Here is a 15,217-nt window from a genome sequence, read left to right as displayed (position 1 = left end):
CACAGCCGGACGGGCTTGCCACGACGAGGGCGATGGGACACCGTGGGACAGCTGAAACGGCCTTGAGCTGCGGCGACTTGCCTCGGGAGACTTCTGCGGGAGCGGGACGGGAAGACGGGGGAACGGTGGAGGGGCAACAAAGGACGGCGAAGGCCGACCCGCAGGACGAGCTGGCCGAACGGCTGCACCTGATCGTGTGGTCCTGACTCCTCCGATCGAGCCGATGCTCGCGGAAGCACGACGGCATCTGCCACCAGCCGAGGCCCTGCCCGGCGGCATCGCCGCGGAGCAGAGGTTATGGACAGGGCTGAGTCCTGTCCGTTGTCCAACTCACCGTCCAGCCAGCACCCGGCTGCCGGGCCACGGAAGCGAAGAGGCCCATACGGCTGCGCCGCCTTGAAGACCGGAGGCGCGTGGGGGAGCCAGGCCTTGATCCATGTAGCAGCCATCTTTTTCTCAACGTACGGCAACAGTCGTGCAACGCACTGGTGTCGGCGGTCACGACTTGGCCAACCCCTTCCCGCACGTTGGCTACATGTTCACCACCCACCCCTGATTCGCCCCGCTGTTGCGGGCAGAGAGTGATCGGCGGCTGCCTCTTTTCGCCGGGCCGACCGCCACTCCGGAGAGCTTCTCTCGCTCAAGAAGGGGCAATCATGGCCGAGCTGACACGCCGTAGACTCCTGGGTTCGGCCGCGGGCGCGCTGGGCGGCGCCGCGGCCCTCTCCCTCCTCCCGCCGAGCGTCCAGAAGGCCGTCGCCGCCGAGCCGCCGAAGAACGGCTCGCTGCGCGACATCGAACACGTCGTCATGCTGATGCAGGAGAACCGGTCGTTCGACCACTACTTCGGCACCCTGTCGGGCGTCCGCGGCTTCGGCGACCCACACGCACTGAAACTCGACAACGGGCGATCCGTCTTCTACCAGCCGGACGCCGTGAACCCGAAGGGCTACCTCCTGCCCTTCCACCTCGACACCCGCACGTCGAGCGCCCAGGCCATCCCGTCCACCAGTCACGCCTGGTCCGTGCAGCACGCCGCCTGGAACGGCGGCAAGATGGACCAGTGGCTGCCGGCCCACCGCAAGGCCGACGGTGTCAACGGCCCCTACGTCATGGGCTACTACACACGCGAGGACATCCCGTTCCAGTTCGCGCTCGCCGAGACCTTCACCATCTGCGACAACTACTACTGCTCCGTGTTCGGCCCCACCTGGCCCAACCGCCTGATGTGGATGACCGGTTCGATCGACCCGGGCGGCACCCAGGGCGGTCCGGTCATCAGCAACGTCGCGCCGACGCCGTACCGCTGGACGACGTACGCCGAACGGCTCCAGGCAGCCGGCATCAGCTGGAAGGTGTACCAGCAGGACGACGACTACGGCTGCAACATGCTCGAGCAGTTCGACACGTTCAAGAACGCGCAGCCAGACTCCGACCTGTACGAGCGGGGCGTACGTCCGCAGCCCGAGGGCACCTTCGAGGACGACGCTCGCAACGACCGTCTCCCGATGGTGTCGTGGATCATGCCGACGAGCTACCAGTCGGAGCACCCCGACTACCTGCCTGCCGCCGGCGCCGACTTCGTCGCCTCGAAGATCGAGGCGATCGCCTCGAACCCGAAGGTGTGGCGCAAGACCGCCTTCATCCTCAGCTATGACGAGAACGACGGCCTGTTCGACCACGTGGCGCCGCCGACCGCGCCCGCGGGCACTCCGGACGAGTACATCCGGGGTCTGCCGATCGGCGGCGGCTTCCGCGTCCCGGCCATCATCATCTCGCCCTGGACCGTGGGCGGTTGGGTGGCCTCGGAGGCCTTCGACCACACCTCCGCGCTGCAGTTCCTGGAGCGGTTCACCGGGGTCGAGGAGTCGAACATCAGCGACTGGCGGCGCGAGACCTTCGGCGACTTCACGACGGCCTTCCGCTTCCGCGACACCCGCCCGCGCCCGCCCCGGCTCCCCGACGACACGGCGGAGCAGCTGGAGAAGGCGAAGGAGGAGGTGGCGACCCTGCCGAAGCCGACGCTTCCCGGGGCCGACCAGACCTTCCCGTACCAGGAGAGGGGCCGCCGCCCGCACGTGTGACACCCGAGAGGGCTCGGGCTGTTTGTGCCCGGGCCCTCGTCGCGGGCTTGTGCGACAGCCCTGAGGTGACCAAGCGATGAGTGAGCCCTCAACCTGACATGACGAAGCCGCCCGCCTGGATCCCCCGTGGCGGACGGCTCGTGTCGTGCTGTTCAGAGATCTGGGTCGGTGGCGGTGACGTAAGCGTCTTGGGCCGCTAGACGACACCGGCCTCGGCCGGCGGCGGGATTCGAACCCGCGTTGCTCTCTTGACAGGAGAAGCAACCGCAACCTGCGCACCTGAACGACGACCACTGTAGGGCGCACGACATCGCTGAGCACCTCAATTATTCGGCACCGGTCAGCTCGAACCACGTGGTTTTGCCGGTCGCGGTGGCCGTGCTGCCCCAGGCGTCGGCGAGCAGGTCGAGAAGCTCCGTCCCCCGTCCGCCTTCCGCGACGACATCAGCGGCGCGGCGTGTCGGTGCGGCGTCGTTGACGTCCTCGACTTCGCAACGCAGCCGGGAGTCGCAGATGCGCAGGTTGAGCCGCAGGGGTCCGGGGGCGTGACGCAGAGAGTTGGTCACCACCTCGCTGACCAGCAGCTCTGCGGTGTCGGTGAGGTCGCCCAGGCCCCAGTCTCCCAGCTGCCGGGTCACCAGGCGTCGCGCCTCGCGCGCTGAGGTCAGCGCGCGAGGGAGGGGCCAGGAGGCGTCCCAGGAGCTCACGGAAGCGCGGGGCGCATCCAGCGGTCGTAGGGGCTGCAGGACGTGTACCACAGTGCCCGGCGCCGCGTGAACCCGGACATTGAGGTGGTCTGCGCAGTGTGATCGGGCCGGGGAGGGCAAGGCCGGATCTCTGCCGGCATCGGTGGACTCTGTCGCCGACGGCGAATCCTGGCCAGCAAGCCTTCACTGGAGGCCGCGGCGTGGTCGGAGGCCGGGGCGGTCACGGGGGTCAGTCCTCTCTGCACGGTCAGCTACGCCTTCTTGTAGCGGCTGCTACACCTATAAATATACACGTAGCGGCTGCTACGGTAAATACCTCGCAAAAGAAAATAAAACGGACGGATATGAATGCCGAGATGGTCACCGGAAGCGGCCCCCATCCCTGGCACCTGGGAGCTTCCATGCCACGCCCGATCGATCTCGCCAAACGCCGAGAACTGCTGGACCGGGTCCGCGAGTACGTCCTCAGTAATGGGCTGACCAGCCTGTCCCTGCGGCCGCTGGCCCGTGCCCTCGGCACCAGCGACCGCATGCTCCTGTACTACTTCGGCACCAAGGAACGACTGATCGCCGAGGCCCTCGCGCTGGACGCAGAGCGCCCGTTCTGGCGAGCGAGCAGCCTGCTCGACACCGCGGGAGCCCCGGACGACGCTGCGGGCCTGCGCCGCTTCGTGGAGGACCTGTGGCAGCAAATCCGCGCCCCCGACCGGCGCCCCATGCTCCGCCTCTACCTCGAGCTCATGACGGCCAGCCTCCACGACCCCGACCGGTACGGGCCGATCGTGCGCGACGTCCTCACCGAGTGGACGGACCTTCTCACCCCCGTGTTCCTGGGCCTCGGCATGGGCGAACAGCGTGCCCGAAACGAAGCCACCCTGTTGGTCGACGCCACCTTCGGCCTGCTCGTCGCGCCTCTTGCGGACGGACACTGGGCCGGAGCCGACGCGGCCTTCCGATCCCTCCTCGACCGGCTCGAGGCCGGATGGCACGCGGCCCAGTGAATGCACCCGCTGCCGCAGGAGAACCGAAAAAGCGGCGCCCAAAGCCGCTCCGTAAGCTGTTCGGCCGTCCGGAAGAGTGGGCTGTCGCACCAGAGTCGCTCATGGTCGATCCGTTGGCGCCGGCCCGCACAGCAAGGTTCGGCTCCTCCTTCGGCGGGACGACCCCACTACGCCGTCGATCGAGCATCGAGTCATGTCATGGGCTTGGGGTGGTGGCCCCTCTACCGGGTGTCGTACTGAGGGCCTGTTTTCTGGGGAGTAGTAGGGCGGCGAAGAGGCCGGCGAGGCCGATGACGGCCAGCGTGATCATGGCCTCCGCGCCCGCGGCACCCGCGGCGTCTGGCCGAACTACGGAAACTGCGGCAACTGGCCACCCAGGCATGTGAGTTGGGCCGCTGCGGGATCTGGCCGAGGGCCTGGGCGTGCTGCCGTGCGGCTACGCCATGCACCCGTGCGGCGTGATCCTGTCCGGCGTGAGTCTGCTGGAGGGGCTTGTCCGATCCGGCCCTGCCGCACTCGCTCCCGCAGCGGTGCGCCGCTGCTTCGCGAGGAGGCTGCCCGTCTACACCGGACAACGCTGGGAAAGGGGAGTACCCACTCCTTTCCACTCTCAACGTATAGCGCACTGGGGGGCTTGCGGCAAGGCCCCGGCTGTGACGCACAATCTCCGGCCTAGGCCAGAACCTGCGGAAATGGGAGTCGCGAAGTGCGGGTGTTGCTGTCGACGTATGGGTCGCGTGGGGACGTCGAACCGTTGGTGGGATTCGCGGTGCAGTTGCGGGCGCTCGGGGCGGAGGTGCGGATGTGCGCACCGCCGGACACGGAGTTCGCTGAGCTGCTGGCCGGCGTCGGCGTGCCGCTGGTGCCGGTCGGCCGGCCGATGCACTCGATGGCGCCGCCGTCGTCGGCGGCGGACGCCGCCCGGCGCGTGTCCGAGCTGGCCGCGCAGTTCGACGCGGTCGCCGCGGCGGCCGAGGGATGTGACGCCCTCTTGGCGACCGGGTTGGCGCATTTCGCCTCGCGGTCGGTGGCGGAGAAGCAGGGCATCCCTTACGTGTACGCGACCTTCTGCCCGTTCCTGTTGCCGTCGCCGCACCACGCGCCGCCGCAGCAGCTTCTGCCGGGCCAGCTGCTCCCGCCGGAGGGCACCGACAACCGGGTGCTGTGGGACCTGAACGCCCAGACCTTCAACGCGCTGCACGGCGAGGCGCTCAACACCCACCGGGCCTCGCTCGGTCTGCCACCGGTGGACGACGTCCGCAACTTCATCTTCACCGACCACCCGTGGCTGGCGACGGATCCGACCCTGGGCCCGTGGCGGGAGACCTCGGACCTGGACGTCGTGCACACCGGTGCGTGGATCCTGCCGGACGAACGCCCGCTACCGGACGAGCTGATGGCGTTCTTGGACGCCGGAGCACCGCCGGTGTATCTCGGCTTCGGCAGCATGCGCCGCGTCTCGGAGGACATCGCCCGGGTGGCCATCGAGGCGATCCGTGCGCAGGGCCGCCGCGTACTCGTCGGGCGTGGCTGGGCCGACCTTGCCCTGGTCGACGACCGGGACGACGGTTTCGTCGTCGGCGAGGTCAACCAGCAGGCACTGTTCGGCCGGGTGGCCGCCGTCGTGCACCACGGCGGCGCGGGTACGACGACGACGGCTGCCCGGGCCGGCGCGCCTCAGGTGGTGGTACCCCAGGGGGCAGACCAGCCTTACTGGGCCGGCCGGGTGGCCGACCTGGGCATCGGCACGGCACACGACGGTCCGACTCCGACCGCCGAGTCCCTGTCAGCCGCGCTCAGGACGGCCCTGACCCCCGGGACCCGCGCACGAGCGACCGCCGTGGCCGCCACGATCCGCACCGACGGGGCGACGGTGGCCGCGAAGCTGTTCGTCGACACGGTCAGCTGAGAAAGGCAGCCGCGGTCCGCGTGAACCACGCGGGTCGTCGAGCCAGGACGCAGAACACAAGAACCCGCAAACTCTGTTGACCTGAACCGACGTCGGCGACGGGGCCGCCGTCAGGCGGAGCGTTGCTCGTCATGGCCACCAGCTTCGTCACGCCGGTCCAGGCGCCTTGCTGCGCCCCATGGCCACAAGCAATCTCAGATCGGAACTGATCACTTGAAGCCCCTGACCATCAGTGCGTTCGACCTTCCCGACCACCTCACACCCAAGGCCGCCCCGACGCTGATCGCCGGCGACGAGCAGCACTTCGCGGCCATCGCGGAGAGCCTCGAGCAGACGATCGCCGAACTGTCCGACCGCCTCGATGCCGAACTCAAGGCGCCCGGCGGCGCCGGCCGGCAGGCGATGGACCGGGACGCGGAGGTGCACCGGCTGAACGGTCGCCTGCGCGCCCTGCGCCGCTTCGGTCTGGACCTGTGCCTCGGGCACATCGTCAGCGCGGACGACCCCGAGCCCGTGTACATCGGACGGCTCGGCCTCACGGACAGCGAGGGTCGTCGGCTCCTGCTCGATTGGCGCTCCCCCGCGGCCGAGCCGTTCTTCGCGGCGACCCATGCCAACCCGATGGGTCTGGCGAGCCGCCGCAGGTATCGCTGGACCCGCGGCCGGATCAGCGACTACTGGGACGAGGTGTTCGTCGCCGACGGGCTGGAAGGGCGCGCCGCGCTCGACGACCAGTCCGCCTTCATCGCCAGCCTGGGCAGCAACCGGTCGGCCCGGATGAGGGACGTGCTCGCCACTATCCAGGCCGACCAGGACGCCATCGTCCGGGCGGTATCCCGTGGCGCTCTGGTCGTCGACGGCGGTCCGGGGACGGGCAAGACCGTCGTCGCTCTGCACCGCACCGCCCACCTCCTCTACTCCGACCCCCGCCTCGGTCATCGTCGGGGCGGCGTGCTGTTCGTCGGTCCGCACCAGCCCTACCTGGCCTACGTCTCCGACGTCCTGCCCAACCTCGGAGAGGAGGGCGTGCAGACCTGCACGCTGCGGGACCTCGTCGCCGAGGGAGCCACAGCAGCGATCGAGACCGACCCGGACGTGGCCCTTCTGAAGTCGTCGGCGGACATGGTGAAGGCGGTCGAGAAGGCCGTCAGGTTCTACGAGGAGCCGCCCTCCGAGGGGATGACGGTCACGGTCGACTGGTCCGACATCCGCCTGAGCGCCGCCGACTGGGCCGAGGCGTTCGAAGCGCCGGAACCAGGTACTCCGCACAACGAGGCGCGTGACCAGATCTGGGAGAAGCTGGTCACGATCCTGATGGACAAGTACGACGGCGACGACATCTCGCCCGAGCAGTTCCGGAGGTCGCTGCAGCACGACAAGGAACTGGTCGGGACCCTCAACCGCGCGTGGCCGCTGCTCGAAGCAACCGACCTCGTCTCGGACCTGTGGTCGGTACCCGCCTACCTGCGCATGTGCGCCCCCTGGCTCAGCCGCGACGACGTGTCGAAGCTGCAGCGCGAGGACGCCCAGGCCTGGACGGCGTCCGACCTGCCGCTCCTGGACGCGGCACGGCAGCGGCTCGGCGACCCGGAGGCGGCGCGGCGAAAGCACCGGCAGGAGGCCGCACTTGCCGCCCAACGCGAGCGCATGGCGCAGGTCGTCGACAACCTGATCCAAGCTGATGACGACGGTGAAGGCCTCATGACCCAGCTGCGGCGAGAGGACTTCCAGCGAAACCTGGTCGACGAGTCCGAGCTGACCAGCGCCCAGCCCGACCTGCTCGCCGGCCCGTTCGCGCACATCGTGGTGGACGAGGCTCAGGAACTGACCGACGCGGAATGGCAGATGCTGCTGCTGCGCTGCCCGTCCCGGAGCTTCACCATCGTCGGGGACCGCGCCCAGGCCAGGCACGGGTTCACGGAGTCGTGGCGGGAACGGCTCGAGCGGATCGGGCTCGACCGGATCGATGTTGCCTCCCTGAGCATCAACTACCGGACGCCGGAAGAGGTCATGGCGGAGGCCGAGCCGGTCATCCGGGCCGTGCTCCCGGACGCCAACGTGCCGACCTCCATCCGCAGCAGTGACATCCCCGTCGTACACGGATCTGTCTCGGATCTGGACCCGGTCCTCGACTCCTGGCTCGCTGCGCATGCCGACGGGATCGCCTGCGTCATCGGCGATCCCACCTTCCGGGCGACGCCCCGCGTCCGGTCGCTGACCCCGGAGCTGTCGAAGGGGCTCGAGTTCGACCTGGTCGTCCTCATCGACCCGGAGGCGTTCGGCAAGGGGGTCGAAGGAGCGGTCGACCGCTATGTCGCGATGACCCGAGCGACCCAGCAACTCGTCATCCTCACGAGCTCCTGACGTCGAGCAGGACAACGTGATCGCCGCTTGACGATCTCGAGACCCGCCACCGAAGGTCAACGGAAGGCGGGGACAGCCTCACGACCATCCACCTGCCCCCATCATCGGAGGCATCGATGAGCACGTTCACCCCGCACGGACGGACCGCCTGAGCGAGCAGCGCGTCGGCCGACCCCGGGGCCCCAACCATCTCCACCGGGGCCTACGCGGGTCAACCGTTGGTGCCATCACCGGCGGGGGAGGCCCAGCGAAAGGTGCCGGAGGGAGGCGGCTGCGTGGCGGCGAACACAGGGGCGACATCCTGCGGATGATGCCGGGTCATGGTCGGCTGGTCCAAGAACGCCGAGGGCGGCGACTGGTGGACCCCGAACACGCCGGTGCTGCCGTGCGGGATGCCGGTCTACCTCGGGTTCGAATCGGGAGCGTGAGTCTTGCCCCCGTAGTGCCCGAACGCCAGAACGCCAGAACGGCAAGAGCGTCGAGTCCTCACAGCGGATAGGGCGTCATCGCCGGCCCATCGGCGCGGCAGAGCCGCCGCTGCCCGCACATCCCGCCGTCATCAGCGCCAGCAGCGTTCCCCACGCCAGCAGCCATAAGCGTGCACCGCTACGCTCGACCGCGAATCCGCCGACCCCACACCTGCCCTCATCCGGCGACCAGAGCCATGTCGCAGCGAGCATGCCGCAGCAAAGGCGCGGTATGGATCGCACACGATACGTATCTCGCGTATGTGTCGGTCATCGCTGTGCCGGTTGGTCTGTCCGGCGAGGGCGAGGTTGTGCAGGCGAGCGATGCCGAGCACGGCGTGGTGGGCACCGTCGCCTTTCAGGCGGCAGTCGCGGGGGCCTGCCAGGCAGCGGTGGAACGGTTCGGTGCCCGCCCGCGTCGTCCTACTCCGGGGCGCGGCGGCCGTGTCCCGAGAAAGATGGGAGACCGGGTGCGTGCGGGCGAGTTCGCGAAATGGACACGGCGGTTCGAGGACGAGCGCGAGCGCAGGCACGCTCAGGGCGACCCGCACTGGGGGCAAGGCGCGACCCTGCATCCTGCGGTCTGGGCCGGCATCCAGCGCTTCCAGGTCGGCGAGGACGGCGACGGTGCCAACCTCGTCGCCAAGGCGGACCAGGCCCGGGACCCCGACTATGCGCGGGCGGTCCGGCTGTTCGTCGCCGAGGAACAAAACCACGCCCGTCTACTCGCCGGGCTGCTGGCCGCGGGCGGCATACCGACGTTGACCAGCCACTGGAGCGACACGGTCTTCGTGCGGCTGCGGCGCCTGATGGGCCTGCGCATGGAACTACTGGTGCTGATGATCGCGGAAGTGGTGGCGCTGCGCTACTACCAGCTGCTGCGCGACGGCACCGACGACTCGCTCACTTCGGAGGTGGCGGGCCGGATCCTGGCTGACGAGCAGCGCCACGTACCGTTCCACTGCGAGCGACTGCACGCCTCCCTCACGGAACTGCCCCGCCCACTGCGCCGGCCGGTGATGGCCCTGTGGCGGCTCCTCCTGTTCGCGGTCTCGCTCGTTGTCGCCGCCGACCACGGTCCGGCACTGACCCGGCTCGGCATCGGGCGCCTGCGCTTCGTGGTCGACATCATGGCCTCGTCCGGCGCCGTGGTCTCCGCGGTGCTGGTGCCCCGCCCAGATACATGGTCGAGCGCGGCCTGACAACAGACAGCCCTCGGCATCCTGCCCACCGCTTCAGGGGAGAGCCCGGCCAGGACAGCGGATGACTTGGCTCATCAGCCTGAGCCATAGGCCGCGAATGCGCCTGCCTCGCGTCGTTGACCGTGGATGATCCCGGTATCCCGGTCGGCTGTGGCAGGCGAGGGCTCCTGCTGTGGCGCGTGGAGACCTTGCATCATCTGATCACCGACGGCCAACCGCCTCTCGCCCATCGAGTCGATTCCGCCGGCGCGTGGTCGGATGGGTTACCGCGCTGCTGCCTCCGCTGTACGCCGAGCGGCTCTTGGCACCCGTACCGCGGATTCCCGGTGTACCGGGGCATCGACCGGCGCCCGGCTCGGCCGCGTCGCGCACAGCCTCCGCCTCAAGCTGCGCCTGGTGGGTCTGATGCACGAGGCGGGTGTGACCTTGCACATCGGCACCGGCGGTCAGCCGTTCACCGTCCTCGGGTACGCACCGCCACGCCGAGGTGAGGCTGTGCGCCGCGGCGGGGGGCGCGGCCCCGGAGGTGTGGCGCATCGCCACGACTGGCGTCGGACAGGCCCTGGGCCCCGGCCTCGGCGAGCCGCTGCTCGGCACGCCGCGCGTTCGCCGATCTCCTCTTCTGCAGCGCCGATCCGACCTCGCGCAGGGGGCCATTGGAGGGACTGACAGCCGTCGTCACCCGAGGGCGCTCTACACCAGCCCCGACCTGGACACCGCCCTCGCAGCCGACCGACGTCGGCTGCGCGGCCGCTGCCGCCGCCCCGGCCCGACCGCCGCGCGGCGCGCTCCTGGGGCGCGTCGGATCGGTTCGGGCCTTGAGGCGTACCGACCTCTCCTTCCGACCCTGGCCTGCCACGCTGACTCCGGGCCGTGCGAGGTCGCCCGATGCCGCCCGCGACCAGTTGGCCGCGCTACTCCGCACGGTCGCCTTTTTGTGGGGCTCCCGTTCTTCTGGCGGCCTCTTGCCACGGCCGGCGACCTCGGGGTCCGCCGCGAACTCGTCGATGACGCCGAATGGCTGGCGGCCCTGCTCGCAGGCTCTTTGCCGCAGGAACCCGAAGCCCTCGGCCTGCTCGCCCTCATCCGGCTGCATGTGGCACGGTGGTCCGCGCGCCTGGACCGCGGCGGCTGGCTCGTGCCCCTCTCCGACCAGGACCGCTCCCGGTGGGACCGGCGGCGCATCGAAAGCGCCACCACGCTGATCGAGCGAGCCGCCGGGATGGGCCGCGCCGGTCCCTACTAGATCGAGGCCGCCATCGCCGCAGCGCACTGCGAATCACCCGGCTGGAAGGCGACCGACTGGCCGCAGCTTCTCCAGCTCTACGACATGCTGCTCGCCGTCGACCCGCCACCGGTCGTCCGCCTCAGCCGCGCTGTCGTGGTCAGCCACACCGACGGACCGGCCGCCGCCCTCGCCGAGGCCGACGACCTCACGGACCAGCTCGGCCGTTACCACCTCTTCCACGCCACCCGGGCCGCCCTCCTGCGCGACCTCGATCGGAGGGACGAGGCCACCCGAGCCGACCGACAGGCCCGGCTCCTACCAGGCGACGGGCAGCTCGAGGGGGAAGCGCCGGATCGTCTCCGTGTCCCAGCGCACTTCCTCCGGTGGTACCGCCAGCCGCAGCTCCGGAAATCGTTCCAGCAGCCGCCCGATGGCCACTTCCAGCTCCGCCATGGCCAGCGGTACGGCGATGCACCGGTGTCCGCCCCAGCCAAAGGTCATGTGCGGCGCGGGGGGCCGGTCCGGGTCGATGACGTGCGGGTCCGGATAGCGCTCCGGGTCGCGGTTCGCCGTCAGGTACGACACATGGACGAAGTCACCCTCGCGGATCCGTACTCCGTTCATTTCCACGTCCTCCAGTGCCACCCGGGGGATGCCGACCCCCTTGCGGAACGGGATGACGCGGAGCAGCTCATTCAGCACGTCCGTCAGGGCCTCCGGCCGGCTGTTGATGTGCTTCAAGAGCTCGGGACGGGTCAGGAGGAGGTAGGAGATGTTGCTGATCTGGCAGGTGGCCGTGTCCTGCCCGCTGAGCGTCAGCGTCAGCGCCATGACCGCCAATTCCTGGTCGTCGAGGACGTCCTCGCCTTCCTTGGCGGCGATCAACGCGCTGATCAGGTCCTTCCCCGGGGAGCTCCGCCGCTCTTCGACCAGTTCGCCGAAGTACGTCCGCAGCTCGGCCTTGGCGGTTGCGGCGGTCTTGCGGCTGTCCGGGCCAGTGGCGAGCAGTCGCTGCAACTTCTGCTGCGTCTCGACCCAGTCGTTCCGGGGGACCCCGAGAAGGTCGAAGATGGTGTGCTGGGCGAGGGGGTTCGACAGGTGGTGTACCAGATCCACCGGCGGCCCCTGCAGGGCCATCTCGTCGAGCAGGGTGTCCGCGAGTCGGATGATCCTCCCTCGCATCTGGTCCACCTGCCGCTGGGTGAACACCTGCGACGCCAGGCGCCGCAGGCGGCTGCTGTACGGGGGGTCCATCACATTGATCGACTCGGGGGAGACGATGGGCTCCGGCGTAAGCCGCGGGTAGTCGTGTTCCAGGATCCCCGCCCGGCTGAACCGGTGATCAGTGGTTACCTGCTGTACACCCTCGAACCCGGTGACCAGCCAGGCGTCGGCGTCACCGTACGGCAGCCGGATCCGGGTGATGGAATCGCGGTCCATGAGCGCCGCCAGGGAGGGATCGAAGTCCAAGCCCTCGCTGAAGTCGAACGGACACGTGATCGCTTTGTCGCCTGGGGTCATCGTGCAGTTCTCCCTCTCTCACCGATTTCGTTATTCCATGCATATGCCATTCCGTGGTGCCGGGCCATCGGTAGATCTCCCCTGCGTAATTCCGCCCGCGTCCCGCGCGTCCCGTCAGCCCGGGCCGGCCGCACCTGCCTCCGGCACTACGTTCGTGGCTTCTACCACGGCGCGAGGCGCGCGCAGGGTTGGCGGGCCGACCGCCGAGCGCCGGGCGTCTCACCGCATCCAGTCAGGCAGTTCAGCGTCACGCGGACGACTGACTTCGCTGGGACGGGGCAAGCGCAGCGCGCGATCCGCCGCAGCAGTCCTGGAGCATTCGCCTGGAGCATTCGCCTGGAGGGGAGTCGTCCTGGTTCCCGGCGCACGGCGACCCCACGGCCGGTTGAGCGATTCGTCAAACTCGCCACGGAGGACATCGTCTTACTGATCGTTTCAGAATGAGTTGAGCTGCGGGTCTTGTGCTCGTCGATCTTGGTTGGCAGGGTGTCTGCGTTCGTGCTGATCTTGTTCCGGACGGCCTGTGGGAGCGGGTGGCTCCTGTTGCCGCCTGCTCCCGAGCGCCGTTACTGCTATCCCGGGTGAGTGCGTGTTCCCGAACGGGTGGCCCTCGCCGGTGTCTCGAGGACCGCAACATCCCGCCGGCCTCGCAAAGCCTTATGGCCCAGCGCGTCGGTGGCCGCTGGTTCTGCCGTCGTCCTCCTCGGCCGCCGGTGGCGATCGGAAGTGAAAAGCGGTCGCTGAGGCTCGTCCTGCAACCGTAGTGTGCAGCTCGCCGCATTCCGTCACCTCGGGAGCTGCATTTCGTCCCTACGCTCCGAATGGGTGGTCGAGGGGGCCTCTTTCGGCCGCAGGTGTCTCAACGACTTTCGCCATCAACGGCACGCTCATGCGATCGGTGGCTTCTCGGCAGCGTCTGTCGCGGCCCGTACGAACTCGCGGACGCGCTCTGTGGTGTTCCCCTGCAGCCAGACCAGTCCCCGTTCAATCGGCGGTGCGTCGTGAAGGGGCACGTAGGACACGTCAGGTCGAGGGTAGTAATGCCTGGAATGCTCTCCGACCGGAAGGACGCCCCTGCCCATCGCAACCAACGTGAGCATTTCGGAGAACGACCCTCCGGTCGGCCCTTTCGTCACCGGCCTGCCTGACGGAGTGCAGTGCGGTGTGCGATCCCGCTTGAACCCCGCCGAAGTCACCTCCGGGTACTGCACCACGGGGTGTTCGGCGAGCACTTCGACCGACACCGACTCCTCGTCGGCGAGCGGATGCCCGGCGGCAACGGCGAGCACGCGTTTCTCCGTCAGCAGTACTGGCCCACAGGCCATTCCGTCGAACGGGTACGAGGCGATGAGGATGTCCACCGAGCCATCAAGAAGGCTCGCACGGGAGTTGGACAGCTGTACCTCCCGTACATCGACCCAGCAGTCGGGATGTCGCTCACTGAACAGACCGACCGCTTTCAGGAGTGCGGGTGCTGTCCACTCGCCGAGGAAGGCGACCCTCAGTTCTCCCGTGACACCTCGACTGGCATCGCAGGCTCTTCGGAGCGCCTCTTCCATCCCGGCGACCAAGGGAACCAGGTCATCGGCCAACTGCCGCCCGATCACCGTGAGTTGAACGGTTCTGCTGGTCCGATCGAACAGCATGCCGCCGATCCGCCGTTCAAGTTTCTTGATCAGCTGGCTGACCCGCCCGGTCGTGACGCGCAAGCGCTCGGCGGTACGGCCGAAGTGCAGCTCCTCGGCCAGCGTCAGGAAGGCCTCGATCTCCACCCGTTCCAGCATGATCCCCCCATCGTTGAATCGGGCTCAACGATCGTATTCCCATCCAGCCTTGATGGCGGGTTTCGCCCAGCGGATCGTAAGAGGCATCCACCTGGACTCCACCATCCAAGGAAGCCCCCATGAACGCCTCGGACAACACCACCTGCCCGGCCGGACTCGACGAGCGTCCGCAGGAGACCGGCGAGCAGGTTCGCCCCGTCATCGAACCCGCCCTGCCGGACGGTACTGGCACGCTCTGGCACGGCCACCCCACACAGAGCCTCGGTGACAAACCCGGCAGCACCCCAGTCTGCCGAGTCAAGGCATTCGACCATCTGGTCCTCAACGTCGGGGATGTCGAGCGGGCCCTGGACTTCTACACCCAACTCCTGGGCCTGGAACCGGTACGCGTTGCCGAGTGGCGGGCCGGCGCGGTCCCGTTCCCCTCGGTGAGAATCACCCCCGAGACCATCATCGACCTGGTCAGTCGCCCTCGGGGGGAGTCCAACGTCGACCACATCTGTCTCACTGTGGAACCGCTGGACTGGGACGAGTTCATCGAGTCGGAAACCTTCACCGTCCTGGAAGGCCCCGTTGAGCGCTTCGGCGCTCGCGGCACCGCCACGTCGGTCTACGTCCAGGACCCTGACGGCAACACCGTGGAACTCCGCTGGTATCCGCAGGACGTCAGGGCCTGACCGTGCTCAAGAAGATCCAGACAGGGGTCGGGAAAGACCGGAAGACCACCAACTGGGAGCAGCGGTATGCCATCCGCCCGGGCTATGAGGCAACCGTCTCGGGACCCGTTCAGGCTCGCGCCGTGCGCCACTGCCGCTACTGCGGAGGTCTCGTATGGCTTCTATGGGTCTCCCTGTTCGATGGATGGGTGTTCCTCTCGGCAGTACGACGAGGCGACCGCGCGGAAGGGCAGGTCGACGTACCGCCGCAAGGAGTGGGTGTTCCGGGCGGTT

General features: G+C 68.7%; 10 protein-coding genes, 1 tRNA gene and 2 pseudogenes. 7 read left to right on the top strand and 6 right to left on the bottom strand.

Features of this window, described 5'->3' with window-relative positions; translation table 11 throughout:
• Positions 1–656 precede the first annotated feature (656 nt).
• Positions 657–2,084 (top strand): alkaline phosphatase family protein, encoded by a 1,428-nt coding sequence (locus tag IEY95_RS40770; protein ID WP_189191285.1) that lies wholly within the window; start codon positions 657–659, stop codon positions 2,082–2,084.
• A 213-nt stretch (positions 2,085–2,297) separates the two neighbouring features.
• On the opposite strand, the gene IEY95_RS40765 is transcribed toward IEY95_RS40770, so the two are convergent.
• A tRNA-Asp gene (locus IEY95_RS40765) sits at positions 2,298–2,376 on the bottom strand.
• A 34-nt stretch (positions 2,377–2,410) separates the two neighbouring features.
• A pseudogene (locus tag IEY95_RS40760) lies at positions 2,411–2,871 on the bottom strand (ATP-binding protein).
• A gap of 321 nt (positions 2,872–3,192) precedes the next feature.
• Here IEY95_RS40760 and IEY95_RS40755 point away from each other — a divergent pair.
• From IEY95_RS40755 to helR, 3 genes are all read left to right on the top strand, one after another.
• Positions 3,193–3,792: a TetR/AcrR family transcriptional regulator gene (locus tag IEY95_RS40755; RefSeq protein WP_189191283.1), complete on the top strand. Its 600-nt coding sequence runs from the start codon at positions 3,193–3,195 to the stop codon at positions 3,790–3,792.
• A 706-nt stretch (positions 3,793–4,498) separates the two neighbouring features.
• On the top strand, positions 4,499–5,701 hold the full coding sequence (locus IEY95_RS40750) for a glycosyltransferase (protein WP_189191282.1): 1,203 nt from the start codon (positions 4,499–4,501) through the stop codon (positions 5,699–5,701).
• 213 nt (positions 5,702–5,914) lie between these two features.
• Positions 5,915–8,065, top strand: coding sequence for an RNA polymerase recycling motor ATPase HelR (gene helR, locus IEY95_RS40745; RefSeq protein WP_189191281.1), 2,151 nt, complete (start codon positions 5,915–5,917; stop codon positions 8,063–8,065).
• A gap of 760 nt (positions 8,066–8,825) precedes the next feature.
• On the opposite strand, the pseudogene IEY95_RS40740 reads toward helR, so the two are convergent.
• Positions 8,826–8,906, bottom strand: a pseudogene (locus IEY95_RS40740) (IS5/IS1182 family transposase); the annotation flags it as partial.
• Positions 8,907–9,002: 96 nt separating this feature from the next.
• On the opposite strand from IEY95_RS40740, the gene IEY95_RS40735 reads away from it, so the two are divergent.
• Together IEY95_RS40735 and IEY95_RS40730 are read left to right on the top strand one after the other, a co-directional pair.
• Positions 9,003–9,734 (top strand): ferritin-like domain-containing protein, encoded by a 732-nt coding sequence (locus IEY95_RS40735; RefSeq protein ID WP_189191280.1) that lies wholly within the window; start codon positions 9,003–9,005, stop codon positions 9,732–9,734.
• 937 nt (positions 9,735–10,671) lie between these two features.
• A complete protein-coding gene (locus IEY95_RS40730; protein ID WP_189191279.1) occupies positions 10,672–10,980 on the top strand; it encodes a DUF6596 domain-containing protein in 309 nt (102 codons plus the stop codon).
• A gap of 33 nt (positions 10,981–11,013) precedes the next feature.
• Here the strand turns inward: IEY95_RS40730 and IEY95_RS40725 are convergent, their stop codons facing one another.
• The 3 genes from IEY95_RS40725 to IEY95_RS40715 form a co-directional block, all read right to left on the bottom strand.
• Positions 11,014–11,202 carry a hypothetical protein gene (locus IEY95_RS40725; protein WP_189191278.1) on the bottom strand — a complete coding sequence of 63 codons (189 nt, stop codon included), beginning with the start codon at positions 11,200–11,202 and terminating at the stop codon, positions 11,014–11,016.
• Positions 11,203–11,277: 75 nt separating this feature from the next.
• Positions 11,278–12,483, bottom strand: coding sequence for a cytochrome P450 (locus IEY95_RS40720; RefSeq protein WP_189191277.1), 1,206 nt, complete (start codon positions 12,481–12,483; stop codon positions 11,278–11,280).
• Between the two features lie 887 nt (positions 12,484–13,370).
• The gene (locus IEY95_RS40715) at positions 13,371–14,267 is read right to left on the bottom strand and encodes a LysR family transcriptional regulator (RefSeq protein ID WP_189191276.1); all 897 of its coding nucleotides are present in this window, start codon (positions 14,265–14,267) and stop codon (positions 13,371–13,373) included.
• Positions 14,268–14,581: 314 nt separating this feature from the next.
• Here IEY95_RS40715 and IEY95_RS40710 point away from each other — a divergent pair, with 314 nt between their 5' ends.
• Entirely contained in the window at positions 14,582–14,944 is a 363-nt protein-coding gene (locus tag IEY95_RS40710) for a VOC family protein (RefSeq protein ID WP_229703700.1), read from the top strand.
• Positions 14,945–15,217: the final 273 nt, after the last annotated feature.

Origin of the sequence: Streptomyces albiflavescens (assembly GCF_014645835.1) — a bacterium.
GTDB classification, from domain to species: Bacteria; Actinomycetota; Actinomycetes; order Streptomycetales; family Streptomycetaceae; genus Streptomyces; species Streptomyces albiflavescens.
Note: the sequence above shows the minus strand (reverse complement) of the source record. Positions and strands in the feature narration are given on the sequence as shown.